The organism is Pseudomonas sp. GM84 (assembly GCF_000282535.1).
Lineage (GTDB): Bacteria > Pseudomonadota > Gammaproteobacteria > Pseudomonadales > Pseudomonadaceae > Aquipseudomonas.
The window spans coordinates 19,235-33,030 of sequence record NZ_AKJC01000089.1 but is presented as its reverse complement, the minus strand read 5'-3'; the positions used below and the strand labels follow the sequence as shown (position 1 = coordinate 33,030).

14 protein-coding genes are annotated in these 13,796 nt (G+C 59.4%); all 14 read right to left on the bottom strand.

Features of this window, described 5'->3' with window-relative positions:
• Nucleotides 1-467: 467 nt before the first annotated feature.
• A complete protein-coding gene (gene glmS / locus PMI38_RS07265) occupies nucleotides 468-2,303 on the bottom strand; it encodes a glutamine--fructose-6-phosphate transaminase (isomerizing) (RefSeq protein ID WP_008092241.1) in 1,836 nt (611 codons plus the stop codon).
• Nucleotides 2,304-2,305: 2 nt separating this feature from the next.
• Nucleotides 2,306-3,082 (bottom strand): DeoR/GlpR family DNA-binding transcription regulator, encoded by a 777-nt coding sequence (locus PMI38_RS07260; RefSeq protein ID WP_008092240.1) that lies wholly within the window; start codon nucleotides 3,080-3,082, stop codon nucleotides 2,306-2,308.
• A 270-nt stretch (nucleotides 3,083-3,352) separates the two neighbouring features.
• A complete protein-coding gene (gene glmU / locus PMI38_RS07255) occupies nucleotides 3,353-4,720 on the bottom strand; it encodes a bifunctional UDP-N-acetylglucosamine diphosphorylase/glucosamine-1-phosphate N-acetyltransferase GlmU (RefSeq protein WP_008092239.1) in 1,368 nt (455 codons plus the stop codon).
• Nucleotides 4,721-4,842: 122 nt separating this feature from the next.
• The gene (locus PMI38_RS07250; RefSeq protein ID WP_008092237.1) at nucleotides 4,843-5,262 is read right to left on the bottom strand and encodes a F0F1 ATP synthase subunit epsilon; all 420 of its coding nucleotides are present in this window, start codon (nucleotides 5,260-5,262) and stop codon (nucleotides 4,843-4,845) included.
• Between the two features lie 43 nt (nucleotides 5,263-5,305).
• A complete protein-coding gene (gene atpD, locus PMI38_RS07245) occupies nucleotides 5,306-6,682 on the bottom strand; it encodes a F0F1 ATP synthase subunit beta (RefSeq protein WP_008092236.1) in 1,377 nt (458 codons plus the stop codon).
• Nucleotides 6,683-6,709: 27 nt separating this feature from the next.
• A complete protein-coding gene (atpG, locus tag PMI38_RS07240; protein WP_008092234.1) occupies nucleotides 6,710-7,570 on the bottom strand; it encodes a F0F1 ATP synthase subunit gamma in 861 nt (286 codons plus the stop codon).
• A 48-nt stretch (nucleotides 7,571-7,618) separates the two neighbouring features.
• Nucleotides 7,619-9,163 (bottom strand): F0F1 ATP synthase subunit alpha, encoded by a 1,545-nt coding sequence (gene atpA, locus PMI38_RS07235; RefSeq protein WP_008092233.1) that lies wholly within the window; start codon nucleotides 9,161-9,163, stop codon nucleotides 7,619-7,621.
• Between the two features lie 21 nt (nucleotides 9,164-9,184).
• Nucleotides 9,185-9,721, bottom strand: a complete 537-nt coding sequence (locus tag PMI38_RS07230) for a F0F1 ATP synthase subunit delta (protein WP_003253191.1) — start codon at nucleotides 9,719-9,721, stop codon at nucleotides 9,185-9,187.
• Between the two features lie 12 nt (nucleotides 9,722-9,733).
• Nucleotides 9,734-10,204 carry a F0F1 ATP synthase subunit B gene (locus tag PMI38_RS07225; RefSeq protein WP_008092228.1) on the bottom strand — a complete coding sequence of 157 codons (471 nt, stop codon included), beginning with the start codon at nucleotides 10,202-10,204 and terminating at the stop codon, nucleotides 9,734-9,736.
• A 56-nt stretch (nucleotides 10,205-10,260) separates the two neighbouring features.
• Nucleotides 10,261-10,518, bottom strand: a complete 258-nt coding sequence (gene atpE, locus PMI38_RS07220) for a F0F1 ATP synthase subunit C (RefSeq protein WP_003097235.1) — start codon at nucleotides 10,516-10,518, stop codon at nucleotides 10,261-10,263.
• A 143-nt stretch (nucleotides 10,519-10,661) separates the two neighbouring features.
• Nucleotides 10,662-11,531, bottom strand: coding sequence for a F0F1 ATP synthase subunit A (atpB, locus tag PMI38_RS07215; protein ID WP_008092227.1), 870 nt, complete (start codon nucleotides 11,529-11,531; stop codon nucleotides 10,662-10,664).
• Between the two features lie 16 nt (nucleotides 11,532-11,547).
• Complete coding sequence (locus tag PMI38_RS07210; RefSeq protein ID WP_008092225.1) at nucleotides 11,548-11,955, bottom strand: F0F1 ATP synthase subunit I; 408 nt, start codon at nucleotides 11,953-11,955, stop codon at nucleotides 11,548-11,550.
• Nucleotides 11,956-12,104: 149 nt separating this feature from the next.
• Complete coding sequence (locus tag PMI38_RS07205; protein WP_008092222.1) at nucleotides 12,105-12,977, bottom strand: ParB/RepB/Spo0J family partition protein; 873 nt, start codon at nucleotides 12,975-12,977, stop codon at nucleotides 12,105-12,107.
• 9 nt (nucleotides 12,978-12,986) lie between these two features.
• Nucleotides 12,987-13,778: a ParA family protein gene (locus tag PMI38_RS07200; RefSeq protein WP_008092220.1), complete on the bottom strand. Its 792-nt coding sequence runs from the start codon at nucleotides 13,776-13,778 to the stop codon at nucleotides 12,987-12,989.
• Nucleotides 13,779-13,796 lie beyond the last annotated feature (18 nt).

Sequence of the window (13,796 nt, the reverse complement as noted above, 5' to 3'; positions counted from 1 at the left end):
GTGATGGTCTATTTCCGCTGGATTCCTGACGCTGGCAAATTGCCATATGCCGCGCGCCGGAATTTACACGAACATATGGCAAATGGCTACCATTCGGGACGCCAACGCGGTCTGTGAGAGCGTCATGACGCCTCGTTCGGCTTGAAGTGACCGAAGCTGAAAAGGGCCAGACGAGAGGGCGAGTGTTATGAGACTCAGTGGAAGGCGAGCGGTCAGCCATGACCATACTCTGCCGGGATCATCCAACTTGAGTAGCGGATGCGCTCAATGTACGAACTCATGGATTCGTGAGGGTTGGATTCGCAGCTGCATGAGCGGCAAGCTACGACGCAGTCACCGGAAGGTGAGCAAGGAAGGTGGTGGAGCGATCCGGTCACAGGGGAGGATAACCACCCCTGTGACCGTTATTACTGTCCTGATGCCGTATTAATGGTCTAAAAACAACGGCCTTCAGAAACTGCCCAGTCTTACTCCACAGTCACCGATTTCGCCAGGTTACGAGGCTGGTCGACGTCGGTACCTTTGAGCACGGCAACGTAGTACGACAGCAGCTGCAGCGGAATGGTGTACAGGATCGGAGCCAGGGCGTCGGAGATGTGCGGCACCTTGACCACGTGGGTACCCTCGCCATTGCTCATGCCGGCCTGCTCGTCAGCGAACACCACCAGCTCGCCGCCGCGTGCGCGAACTTCCTGCAGGTTCGACTTGAGCTTCTCCAGCAACTCGTTGTTCGGTGCAACGGTCACTACTGGCATGTCGTTATCCACCAACGCCAGCGGGCCATGCTTCAGCTCACCTGCCGGGTAGGCTTCAGCGTGGATGTAGGAAATCTCCTTGAGCTTGAGTGCACCTTCCATGGCCACCGGATACTGGGCGCCACGGCCGAGGAACAGGGTGTGGTGCTTGTCGGCAAACAGCTCGGCGATCTTCTCGACGGTAGCGTCCATGGCCAGCGCTTCGCCCAGGCGAGCTGGCAGACGACGCAGCTCTTCGACCAGTTCGGCTTCGACGCCGGCTTCCAGGGTACCGCGCACCTGGCCCAGGGCCAGCGTCAGCAGCATCAGCGATACCAGCTGGGTGGTGAACGCCTTGGTCGAGGCCACGCCGATTTCCGGGCCGGCCAGGGTCAGCAGGGTCAGGTCGGATTCACGCACCAGCGAGCTGATGCCAACGTTGCAGATCGCCAGGCTGCCCAGGAAGCCAAGCTCCTTGGCGTTGCGCAGGGCAGCCAGGGTGTCGGCGGTTTCGCCCGACTGAGAGATCGACACGAACAGGGTGTCTGGCTGCACCACGACCTTGCGGTAGCGGAATTCGCTGGCCACTTCGACCTGGCAAGGAATACCCGCCAGGCTCTCCAGCCAATAGCGGGCGACCATGCCGGCATGGTAGCTGGTACCACAAGCGACGATCTGCACATTGCGCACTTTGGCGAACAGCTCGGCGGCTTGTGGGCCGAAAGCCTGGACCATCACGTGGTCCTTGCCCAGGCGGCCTTCCAGGGTGCGCTGGACCACGGTCGGCTGCTCGTGGATTTCCTTGAGCATGAAGTGGCGGTAGGTACCCTTGTCGGCCGCTTCGGCACCTTCGTGGTACTGCACGGTTTCACGCTGCACGGCATTGCCGGCCTGGTCCCAGATCTTCACATGGTCGCGGCGGATCTCGGCGATATCGCCCTCTTCCAGGTACATGAAGCGGTCGGTGACCTGACGCAGGGCCAATTGGTCGGACGCCAGGAAGTTCTCGCCAAGGCCCAGGCCGATTACCAGCGGGCTGCCACTGCGCGCGGCCACCAGGCGATCAGGCTGTTTGACGCTGACCAGCGCCAGGCCATAGGCGCCATGCAGGCGCTTGATCGCGGCCTTGAGGGCGTCGGCCAGGTCCGGGATGGTCTTCAGGGTGTGGTGGATGAGGTGGACGATAACCTCGGTGTCGGTCTGCGAGGCGAACACATAACCCAGGCCTTTGAGCTCTTCACGCAGCTCTTCGTGGTTTTCGATGATGCCGTTGTGCACCACCGCCACTTCGTTGCCCGAGAAGTGCGGGTGGGCATTGCCTTCGGTCGGCGCGCCATGGGTGGCCCAGCGAGTGTGGGCAATACCCAGTTGGCCAACCAGCGGCTCGGCGGCATTGGCAGCTTCCAGCTCGGCGACCTTGCCGATGCGGCGCAGGCGCTGCAGTTCGCCCTGCTGGGTGTAGACCGCCAGGCCGGCGCTGTCATAGCCACGGTACTCAAGACGCTTGAGGCCTTCGATGAGGATTGCGGTGATATTGCGTTCGGCTACGGCACCAACGATTCCACACATGATTATTGCTCCTGGCTGATCGCGGCACAGATCAGGTTGATGCCGCGGGCTTGAATATGTTCGCGTGCCTCTGCGGGCAGGCGTTCGTCTGTAATGAGGGTGTGCACGCTGCCCCAGGGCAGCTCGAGGTTGGGGATCTTGCGCCCGACCTTGTCGGACTCGACCATCACGATCACTTCACGGGCCACTTCGGCCATCACCCGGCTCAGGCCGAGCAGTTCATTGAAGGTGGTCGTGCCGCGGGTAAGGTCGATGCCATCGGCACCAATGAACAGCTGGTCGAAATCGTAAGAGCGTAGTACCTGCTCCGCGACCTGGCCCTGGAACGACTCGGAGTGAGGATCCCAGGTGCCGCCGGTCATCAGCAGCACGGGCTCGTGTTCGAGTTCGCTGATGGCGCGCGCCACGTTCAGTGAATTGGTCATCACCACCAGGCCCGGCTGGCGGCCCAGTTCCGGAATCATGGCGGCCGTGGTGCTGCCGCTGTCGATGATGATGCGTGCGTGCTCGCGGATGCGCCCGACGGCAGCACGGGCAATGGCCTTCTTGTAGGCAGACACGGGCTGGGCGGACTCACCGAGCATTTCCTGCGGCACGGGTACCGCGCCGCCATAACGACGCAGCAACAGGCCATTGGCTTCGAGTGCAGCCAGATCCTTGCGGATCGTCACTTCCGATGTTTCGAATCGCTTGGCAAGCGCATCCACACTGACCTCACCCTGCTCGCTGAGCATGGCCAGGATGTTGTGGCGGCGTTGGGGGGTGTTTCGTTTCGACATTGGCGCTTAAGTTTCGATTCGAAAGATAATGGTTGCAATCAAAACCTAAGATGAAGGTTTCGTCAAGCTGGCGATGACCTGTGGATAATGTTTGCCTGCTCTGGCCCTATCGCCGGCAAGCCGGCTCCCACATGGATCTGCACAGGTCTGGAAGCCTCAGGGAATTTCTGTGGGAGCCGGCTTGCCGGCGATAGGGCCCGCGCAAGCAATAAAAAAGCCGACCTATATTCATAGGTCGGCTTCTCTCTAATCGAATCAGCTGTGTATAACTCAGCTCTTCTTGATTTTCTCCGGGCGTTTCCACCCCGAGATATTGCGCTGGCGCGCACGCGCCACCGCCAGGTCACCCGCTTCAACGGTCTGGGTAATAGTCGACCCGGCCGCCGTCGTCGCACCATCCTTGATATCCACAGGCGCCACCAACGAGTTGTTGGAACCGATGAACACGTCTTCACCCATAACGGTCTTGAACTTGTTGGCCCCGTCGTAGTTGCAGGTGATGGTGCCAGCACCGATGTTGGTACGTGCGCCGACTTCTGCATCGCCCAGGTAGGTGAGATGGCCAGCCTTGGCCCCTTCGCCCAAGTGCGCGTTCTTCAGTTCGACGAAGTTGCCCACATGGGCCTTGGCATCGAGCACGCTGCCCGGGCGCAAGCGAGCGAACGGACCGGCATCGCTGCCTTCCCCCATCACCGCGCCTTCGATATGGCTGTTGGCCTTGACCACCACGCCTTTGCGCAGGGTGCTGTCCTTGATCACGCAGTTGGGGCCGATCTGTACGTCGTCCTCGATCACCACCTTGCCTTCGAGGATCACGTTGATATCGATCAGCACATCGCGACCCACGGTGACTTCACCACGCACGTCGAAGCGCGCAGGGTCCCGCAACGTGACACCCTGGGCCATCAGGCGGCGGCCTTCACGCAGTTGGTAGTGGCGCTCGAGTTCGGACAGCTGGCGGCGGTCGTTGGCGCCCTGCACTTCCATCGGGTCGTGCGGCTGTTCGGTAGCAACCACCAGGCCATCGGCGACAGCCATGGCGATGACGTCGGTGAGGTAGTACTCGCCTTGGGCATTGTTGTTCGACAAGCGGCCCATCCAGTCGGCCAGGCGCGCGGCAGGCAGGGCGAGGATGCCGGTGTTGCCTTCCTTGATAGCCTTCTGCGCTTCGCTGGCGTCCTTGTGCTCGACGATCGCCGTTACCTGCCCGGCGCCATCACGCACAATGCGGCCGTAGCCGGTCGGATCCTGCAGCGTGACGGTGAGCAGACCCAGCTGGGTGTCACTGACCTTCGCCAGCAGGCGTTGCAAGGTTTCCACCTCGATCAGCGGAACATCGCCGTAAAGCACCAGCACTGTGTCGGCGGTAATGGCCGGCAGCGCCTGGGCAACGGCATGGCCTGTGCCCAGCTGCTTGTCCTGCATGACGAAGTTGAGGTCGTCGGCGGCCAGGCGCTCACGTACCAACTCGGCACCGTGGCCAATGACCACGTGGATACCTTGAGGCTGAAGCTGACGTGCGCTGTGGATAACATGGCCAAGCATGGAGTTGCCAGCTACCGGGTGGAGCACCTTGGGCAGCGCCGAGCGCATGCGGGTACCTTGGCCGGCGGCGAGAATAACGATATCGAGTGACATTGACTGGCTACCAATCCTGGGTGGTCAGTGAAATGACCGGGAGGGAAAATCGGAAAAAGAAAAAGGGTAGCCGAGGCTACCCTTTTACTCAATCGCTACGGAAGTGATCAGCCGTCGGCCGATTACTTGCCCCGGCGCATTTGCTGGACGGTGCGCAGCTGAGCTGCAGCCTCGGCCAGACGTGCGGCGGCGGCGCCGTAGTCGAAGTCCGCGCCTTTCAGATTCAGGGCGTTCTCGGCAGCCTTGAGGGCTTCCTGAGCCTGAGCTTCATCCAGGTCTCCAGCACGTTGCACGGTATCGGCAAGCACCTTGACCATGTTCGGCTGAACCTCGAGGAAACCACCAGAGATGTAGAACACCTCTTGGGCGCCACCCTGCTTGGTCAGCGTGATCGGACCTGGCTTCAGATTGGTGATCAGCGGCGCGTGGCCTGGAGCGATACCAAGATCACCCAGGTTACCGTGCGCAACCACCATCTCGACCAGGCCGGAGAAGATCTCTCCTTCCGCGCTGACGATATCGCAATGGACTGTCATAGCCATCTGCTTGCCTCAACCTGATAGCGCCCCTTGCGGGGCGCAGGAATTACAGTTTCTTGGCTTTCTCGATCGCTTCGTCGATGCTGCCGACCATGTAGAACGCTTGTTCTGGCAGGTGGTCGTAGTCACCTTTGAGGATGCCGCTGAAGCCAGCGATGGTGTCTTTCAGAGACACGTACTTGCCTGGCGAACCGGTGAAGACTTCGGCCACGAAGAACGGCTGCGACAGGAAGCGCTGGATCTTACGAGCGCGGGCAACCAGTTGCTTGTCGCTTTCGGACAGTTCGTCCATACCCAGGATCGCGATGATGTCCTTCAGCTCTTTGTAGCGCTGCAGAACATACTGAACGCCACGAGCGGTGTCGTAGTGTTCGTTGCCGATCACGTTCGGGTCCAGCTGACGCGAAGTCGAGTCCAGTGGGTCGACCGCTGGGTAGATACCCAGGGAGGCGATGTCACGGGACAGAACGACGGTGGCGTCCAAGTGGGCGAAGGTGGTCGCTGGCGACGGGTCGGTCAGGTCGTCCGCAGGTACGTATACGGCCTGGACGGAGGTGATCGAACCTTCCTTGGTGGAGGTGATGCGCTCTTGCAGAACGCCCATCTCTTCAGCCAGGGTCGGCTGGTAACCTACTGCCGAAGGCATACGGCCCAGCAGTGCGGATACTTCGGTACCGGCCAGGGTGTAACGATAGATGTTGTCGACGAACAGCAGAACGTCGTTACCTTCGTCACGGAACTTCTCGGCCATGGTCAGGCCGGTCAGCGCTACGCGCAGACGGTTTCCTGGTGGCTCGTTCATCTGACCGTAGACCAGCGCTACTTTGTCGAGAACGTTGGAGTCCTTCATCTCGTGGTAGAAGTCGTTACCCTCACGAGTACGCTCACCCACACCAGCGAACACGGAGTAACCGCTGTGTTCCATGGCGATGTTACGGATCAGTTCCATCATGTTTACGGTCTTGCCGACACCGGCACCACCGAACAGACCAACTTTACCACCCTTGGCGAACGGGCAAACCAGGTCGATAACCTTGATGCCGGTTTCCAGCAGGTCGTTGCCGCCTGCCTGGTCAGCGAACGAAGGCGCTGGCTGGTGGATACCGCGACGCTCTTCTTCGCCGATCGGGCCGGCTTCGTCGATTGGGTTGCCCAGAACGTCCATGATACGGCCGAGAGTGGCCTTACCAACAGGAACGGAAATGGCAGCGCCGGTGTCGACGACATCCAGACCGCGCTTGAGGCCTTCGGTGGAGCCCATCGCAATGGTACGAACCACGCCGTCGCCCAGCTGCTGCTGAACTTCGAGGGTGGTTTCCGCGCCTTGTACTTTCAGCGCGTTGTATACACTCGGCACGACGTCACGTGGGAATTCCACGTCGATGACGGCGCCGATGATTTGAACGATACGTCCGCTACTCATAGCTGGATCCTCTGAATATGTGAACCGTTAAACCGCGGCAGCGCCGCCGACGATTTCCGAGATCTCCTGGGTGATCGCAGCCTGACGCGCCTTGTTGTAGATCAACTGAAGCTCTTTGATCAAATCACCGGCGTTGTCTGTGGCGTTCTTCATGGCGATCATCCGGGCCGCTTGTTCAGCAGCGTTGTTCTCGACCACCGCCTGGTACACCTGCGACTCCACGTAACGCACCATCAAGCCGTCCAGCAGCTCTTTTGCGTCGGGTTCGTACAGGTAATCCCAGTGATGCTTGAGATCCTGATCCGGGGTTGCCACCAACGGTACCAATTGCTCGACCGTCGGTTGTTGGGTCATGGTATTGATGAACTTGTTCGACACCACGGAGAGGCGATCGATACGGCCGTCCAGGTAGGCGTCCAGCATCACTTTGACGGAGCCGATCAGATCATTGATCGATGGCTCTTCGCCCAGTTGGCTGATCGCGGCTACGACGTTGCCGCCAAAGATGCGGAAGAAAGTCGCACCCTTGCTGCCGATCACGCACAGGTCGATTTCGACGCCCTGTTCGCGGTTGACGTTCATGTCCTTGACCAGGGCCTTGAACAGGTTGGTGTTCAAGCCACCGCACAGACCACGGTCACTGCTCACCACGATATAACCGGTACGCTTTACAGGGCGCTCGATCATAAACGGGTGGCGATATTCCGGGTTGGCGTTGGCCAGATGACCGATCACCTGGCGGATACGCTCCGCGTAAGGACGGCTAGCAGCCATGCGCATTTGAGCTCTGCGCATCTTGCTGACCGCCACTTTCTCCATGGCGCTGGTAATTTTTTGCGTGCTTTTGATGCTCGCAATCTTACTGCGAATCTCTTTTGCGCCTGCCATGTATCACCTATCAGGTTAGCAAGCGGGGGCCTGAGCCCCCGCTGCGGCTTACCAGGTCTGGGTGGCCTTGAACTTCTCGATACCGGCTTTCAGGCCTGCGTCGATTTCGTCGTTGAAGTCACCCTTCACGTTGATCTTCGCCAACAGTTCGGCGTAATCACGGTTGAAGAAGGCGATCAGTGCTTGCTCGAAGCTGCCGATCTTGGAGACTTCTACGTCAGTCAGGAAACCACGCTCAGCGGCGTACAGCGACAGGGCCATGTCCGCGATGGACATTGGCGCGTACTGCTTCTGCTTCATCAGCTCGGTTACGCGCTGACCATGCTCCAGCTGCTTGCGGGTCGCTTCGTCCAGATCGGAAGCGAACTGGGCGAATGCAGCCAGTTCACGGTACTGAGCCAGCGCGGTACGAATACCACCGGACAGCTTCTTGATGATCTTGGTCTGAGCGGCACCACCTACGCGGGATACCGAAACACCGGCGTTCACTGCAGGGCGGATGCCCGAGTTGAACATGGCCGATTCCAGGAAGATCTGACCGTCGGTGATGGAAATCACGTTGGTCGGAACGAACGCGGAAACGTCGCCAGCCTGGGTTTCGATGATCGGCAGAGCGGTCAGGGAACCGGTTTTGCCAGTCACTGCGCCGTTGGTGAACTTCTCGACGTACTCTTCCGAAACGCGCGATGCACGCTCCAGCAGACGGGAGTGGAGATAGAACACGTCGCCTGGGTACGCTTCACGTCCTGGTGGACGGCGCAGCAGCAGGGAGATCTGACGGTAGGCAACGGCCTGCTTGGACAGGTCATCGTAAACGATCAGCGCGTCTTCACCGCGGTCACGGAAGAACTCGCCCATGGTGCAACCGGCGTATGGCGCCAGGAATTGCAGTGCGGCGGATTCCGAAGCACTGGCAACAACCACGATGGTGTTGGCCAGGGCGCCGTTTTCTTCCAGCTTGCGAACGATGTTGGCAACGGTGGAACGCTTCTGGCCGACAGCAACATACACACAGAAAATACCGGAGTCTTTCTGGTTGATGATGGCGTCGATGGCCATGGCGGTCTTGCCGATCTGACGGTCACCGATGATCAGCTCACGCTGGCCACGGCCGACAGGGATCATGGCGTCAACGGACTTGTAGCCAGTCTGTACAGGCTGGTCTACCGACTTACGCCAGATCACGCCTGGAGCTACTTTCTCGACCGCGTCGGTCTGGGTGTTGCCCAGGGGACCTTTGCCGTCGATCGGGTTGCCCAGTGCGTCGACGACGCGACCCAGCAGTTCCTTACCAACCGGAACTTCCAGGATGCGGCCGGTGCACTTGGCGCTCATGCCTTCGGCGAGGGTGTCATAGGCACCCAGGATCACTGCACCTACGGAGTCTTGCTCCAGGTTCAGTGCCATGCCGTAGACGCCGCCCGGGAACTCGATCATTTCGCCGTACATTACGTCGGCCAGACCGTGGATCCGCACGATACCGTCGGAAACCGAAACGACGGTACCTTCGTTACGGGCTTGGGAGCTCACATCGAGGTTGTCGATGCGGCCCTTGATGATTTCACTAATTTCGGAAGGATTGAGTTGCTGCATTGCTCTGCTGCCCCTTCAAACTCAAGATTTCAATGCTTCGGCCAGTTTCGCGATTTTGCCGCGAACAGAGCCATCGATTACCAGGTCACCAGCGCGGATGACGACGCCGCCAATCAGGCTGGCATCCTCCGACGCGTGCAGGCGCACTTCCTGGCCTAACCGTGCACTGAGAACCTTGGCGAGTTTGTCTTGCTGTTCTTGGTTCAACGCGAAGGCACTGGTGACTTCCACGTCCACGGATTTCTCTTGCTCGGCCTTGTACAGGTCGAACAGAGCGGCAATCTCCGGCAGAAGCAGGAGACGGTCGTTTTCCGCGGCAACATGAATGAAATTCTGTGCCTGTGCATTGAACTTGTCACCGCACACGTCAATGAACGTGGCGGCCTTTTCTGCGCTCGTCAGTCGCGGGGCCTTGAGCAGGCGCTGCATGGTGTCGTCTTGCGACACCGCAGCAGCCAGGCCGAGCATGGCTGACCAATTGGCCAGTTGCTGATGGGCCTGGGCATGCTCAAAGGCAGCCTTAGCGTAAGGTCGGGCCAACGTGGTCAGTTCTGCCATGATCGCCCTCGCTTAAATTTCAGCGGCCAGTTTGTTAACCAGCTCCGCATGCGCGTTTTGATCGATTGTGGCGCCAAGGATCTTTTCAGCACCGCCAACGGCCAGAGCACCCACTTGGGCACGCAGGGCGTCTTTAGCGCTGTTCAGTTCCTGTTCGATCTCGGCCAGAGCCTGAGCCTTCACACGGTCAGCTTCGACGCGGGCCTGATCACGGGCTTCCTCGACAAGCTGAGCAGCGCGTTTCTTGCTTTGCTCAATGATTTCGGCTGCCTGTGCTTTAGCTTCACGCAGTTGCTGACCCACTTTCTCTTGGGCCAGCTCCAGGTCGCGAGCTGCGCGGTTGGCAGCGTCCAAGCCGTCAGCAATCTTCTTTTGGCGCTCGTGCAGAGCAGTGATGACCGGAGGCCATACATACTTCATGCAGAAGAGTACAAAAATCAGAAAAGCAACGGATTGGCCAATCAGGGTTGCATTAATGTTCACGCCAACACCTCGCTCGGTCTTAATTCATACAGCCATCAACTCGTGAATACGAGTGATTAGCCGGCGATCTGACCAACGAACGGATTCGCGAAGGTGAAGAACAGAGCGATACCAACACCGATCATGGTTACGGCGTCGAGCAGACCGGCAACGATGAACATTTTGACCTGCAGCATCGGAACCATTTCAGGCTGACGAGCAGCGCCTTCCAGGAACTTGCCGCCCAGCAGGCCGAAACCAATGGCGGTACCCAGAGCACCCAGGCCGATCAGCAGAGCAACAGCGATAGCGGTCAGACCAACTACAGTTTCCATCTTTCCTCCCGACTTTTACGTCGTATTGGTTAGGTTTTTAGTTTGAAGCGGTAAAACAAATCGTTTGGTACAGCTGCCCTTGCGGACTTTTTAAGCCCTCCCCCCAAACGAGCGGGGAAGGCTATCAGACACGCCAGGCGGTCTTAATGGTTATCTTCGTGAGCCATCGACAGGTAGACGATGGTAAGCATCATGAAGATGAAAGCTTGCAGGGTGATGATCAGGATGTGGAACACAGCCCACGCCCACTGCAGCACCACACCCAGGCCGCTCAGCCAGAGGATGCCGGCGCCGAACATCACCGCGATCAGGATGAACACCAGCTCGCCGGCGTACATGTTGCCGAACAGACGCAGTGCCAGCGAGATCGGCTTGGCGATCAGGGTGACGAATTCCAGCAGGAAGTTGACCGGAATCAGCAGGATCTGCAGGAAGATGTTCTTGCTGCCGAACGGGTGCAGGGTCAGCTCACCGATGAAGCCGCCCAGGCCCTTGACCTTGATGCTGTAGAAGATGATCAGGGCGAACACGCAGAAGGCCATGGCCAGGGTCGCGTTCGGGTCGGTGGTCGACACGGCGCGGAACGGAATGTGCGGATCACCGGAGATCAGCATCGCCAGCTGAGGAATCCAGTCGACCGGAATCAGGTCGATGGCGTTCATCATGAATACCCAGACGAAGATGGTCAGCGCCAGCGGTGCAATTACCGGGCTACGGCCGTGGAAGGAGTCCTTCACGCTGCCGTGGACGAAGTCCACCATGACTTCCACGAAGTTCTGCAGAGCGCCAGGCTGACCGGAGGTCGCCTTCTTGGCCGCCATGCGGAAAATGAACAGGAAGATCAGACCCAGCGCTACGGACCAACCGAGGGTGTCCACGTGGAACGCCCAGAAGCCCATTGCCTTGGCTTCTGCAGCCGAATGGGCAAAGCCCCAGCTGCCGTCTGGTAGTTGACCGTAGGTCAGGTTCTGCAAGTGGTGCTGGATATAGCCCGAAGCGGTTTCTGCTGCCATGGTTGCCTCAAACGCCCTAAGGTCTCGAAAGTCTTTTATTCATCAGCAGGGGCGCGAACCAGCTGACCAAAAGGGTCAACACGAAGACGCCGAATACTGCTAACGGCGCCAGTGGCTTCACTCCTGCGAAGGTCAGTGCAAATAGCACTGCCGTCAAAATCATCTTGCCTGCCTCGCCTGCGTAAAACGACTTGACGATGGCCTGTGCCGCTCGGGCCCCGCTGAAGCGAAAAGCCTTCCAGGCGAAATACACATTGGGCAGCCAGGCAATCAAACCTCCGCAAAGGCCTGAATATCCACTGACCGCCCCTTTCCACTGCCACAACACCAAGGTTGCCAGCAGTAGTACGACGAATTGAGCCAGCAGTACCGGAAAAACCGCCCAGCGATGGAAAGGCAGGCGGTTTGGCGTGCGGATTTCCATCACAACTGCTCCTCGGAAGTCGACCAACAAGTCAGTTATGACTTGGCATAATTTGTGCCGACAAAATGCGCGCAGAGTATAGGGGTGGATTAACCCCTATTCAACTCTTGGGTAGTGATTTCCGACTGCGCGCTACAACGGGAATTGTTTCAGCGGATGTGAGCAAGGACGCCCTGCAACTCGTCGAGCGAGTTATAACGAATAACCAACTGGCCTTTTCCCTTGTTGCCATGGCGTATCTGCACGGGCGAGCCCAGGCGCTCTGCAAGCCGCTGTTCAAGGCGCTCGATGTCCGGATCAGGTTTGCTCGGTTCGACCGGATCAGGCTTGCCGTTGAGCCACTGGCGCACCAGTGCCTCGGTTTGGCGCACGGTGAGGCCACGTGCGACAACATGTCGCGCCCCTTCTTCCTGCCGATCTTCTTCAAGACCGAGCAATGCACGTGCATGGCCCATTTCCAGGTCGCCGTGAGCGAGCATGGTCTTGATCGCTTCAGGCAGCGAAATCAAGCGCAGCAAGTTGGCCACGGTGACCCGCGACTTGCCCACGGCATCCGCCACCTGTTGCTGAGTCAGTTCGAACTCCTGCTGCAGGCGCTGCAGGGCCAGGGCCTCTTCCAAAGGATTGAGGTCCTCGCGCTGGATGTTCTCGATCAGCGCCATGGCGATGGCAGCTTCGTCCGGCACTTCACGGACCATCGCCGGGATGGTGTCGAGGCCGGCCTGCTGGGTGGCACGCCAGCGGCGCTCACCGGCGATGATCTCGAAGCGGTTGCCGTCGATCGGGCGGACCACGATCGGCTGCATCACGCCATGGCTGCGAATCGAGTGCGCGAGTTCTTCCAGCGCCTCCGGATCCATGTCGCGACGCGGCTGGTACTTGCCACGCTGGATCAGCTCAACCGGCAGGTGTTGCAGTTCTTTCTGGTCGATCTTCACAGCCTGCTCTTCGAGCGCGCTGACGGAAGGACCACTGAGCAGTGCATCCAACCCACGTCCGAGACCCCGTTTCTTAACGGCCATACGGATTCCTTAAGTTGTTTGTGCAGTGCGTGATTGACGGCGTTGACGGCGAACCAGTTCCCCGGCCAGGGCCAGGTAGGCGAGTGCGCCACGCGATTGCTTGTCGTAGGCCAGCGCGGGCATGCCGAAGCTCGGTGCCTCCGCCAGGCGGATGTTGCGCGGAATGACCGTGTCGTACAGCTGCTCGCCGAAGTGTTCCTTGAGCTGCGCCGAAACATCGTTGTTCAGGCTCAGGCGCGGGTCGAACATGGTTCGCAGCAGGCCTTCGATCTTCAGCTGCGGATTCAGACGGGCGGCGATGCGCTTGATGTTATCCACAAGGTCGCTGAGACCTTCCAGTGCGTAGTACTCGCACTGCATCGGGATGATCACGCCATCGGAAGCGACCAGGGCGTTCAGCGTCAGCATGGACAACGACGGCGGGCAGTCGATCAGGATGTAGTCGTAGTTCTCGCGGATCGGCGCCAGGGCATTGCGCAGGCGGCTCTCCTTGACCTGCATTTCCAGCAGCACCACTTCCGCGGCGGTCAGGTCGCGGTTGGCCGGCAGCAGTTGGAAGCCGCCGTGCTCGGAGTAGTGCATGGCCTGGGCTAGGTCGCATTCGCCGATCAGCAGGTCATAGACCGAATGCTCGAGTTCGTGTTTGTCCACACCGCTGCCCATGGTGGCGTTGCCCTGCGGATCGAGGTCGATCAGCAGCACACGACGCTTGGTCGCGGCCAGCGATGCTGCAAGATTGATACAGGTGGTGGTCTTGCCCACTCCACCTTTCTGGTTCGCGATTGCGAATACCTTAGCCATTGGTGCGTGTGTTCCCAG

Bases quoted from the DNA above. Each gene is read 5' to 3' on its own strand.
- glmS (WP_008092241.1), bottom strand. From the start codon at position 2,303: ATGTGTGGAATCGTTGGTGCCGTAGCCGAACGCAATATCACCGCAATC.
- PMI38_RS07260 (WP_008092240.1), bottom strand. From the start codon at position 3,082: ATGTCGAAACGAAACACCCCCCAACGCCGCCACAACATCCTGGCCATG.
- glmU (WP_008092239.1), bottom strand. From the start codon at position 4,720: ATGTCACTCGATATCGTTATTCTCGCCGCCGGCCAAGGTACCCGCATG.
- PMI38_RS07250 (WP_008092237.1), bottom strand. From the start codon at position 5,262: ATGGCTATGACAGTCCATTGCGATATCGTCAGCGCGGAAGGAGAGATC.
- atpD (WP_008092236.1), bottom strand. From the start codon at position 6,682: ATGAGTAGCGGACGTATCGTTCAAATCATCGGCGCCGTCATCGACGTG.
- atpG (WP_008092234.1), bottom strand. From the start codon at position 7,570: ATGGCAGGCGCAAAAGAGATTCGCAGTAAGATTGCGAGCATCAAAAGC.
- atpA (WP_008092233.1), bottom strand. From the start codon at position 9,163: ATGCAGCAACTCAATCCTTCCGAAATTAGTGAAATCATCAAGGGCCGC.
- PMI38_RS07230 (WP_003253191.1), bottom strand. From the start codon at position 9,721: ATGGCAGAACTGACCACGTTGGCCCGACCTTACGCTAAGGCTGCCTTT.
- atpE (WP_003097235.1), bottom strand. From the start codon at position 10,518: ATGGAAACTGTAGTTGGTCTGACCGCTATCGCTGTTGCTCTGCTGATC.
- atpB (WP_008092227.1), bottom strand. From the start codon at position 11,531: ATGGCAGCAGAAACCGCTTCGGGCTATATCCAGCACCACTTGCAGAAC.
- PMI38_RS07210 (WP_008092225.1), bottom strand. From the start codon at position 11,955: ATGGAAATCCGCACGCCAAACCGCCTGCCTTTCCATCGCTGGGCGGTT.
- PMI38_RS07205 (WP_008092222.1), bottom strand. From the start codon at position 12,977: ATGGCCGTTAAGAAACGGGGTCTCGGACGTGGGTTGGATGCACTGCTC.
- PMI38_RS07200 (WP_008092220.1), bottom strand. From the start codon at position 13,778: ATGGCTAAGGTATTCGCAATCGCGAACCAGAAAGGTGGAGTGGGCAAG.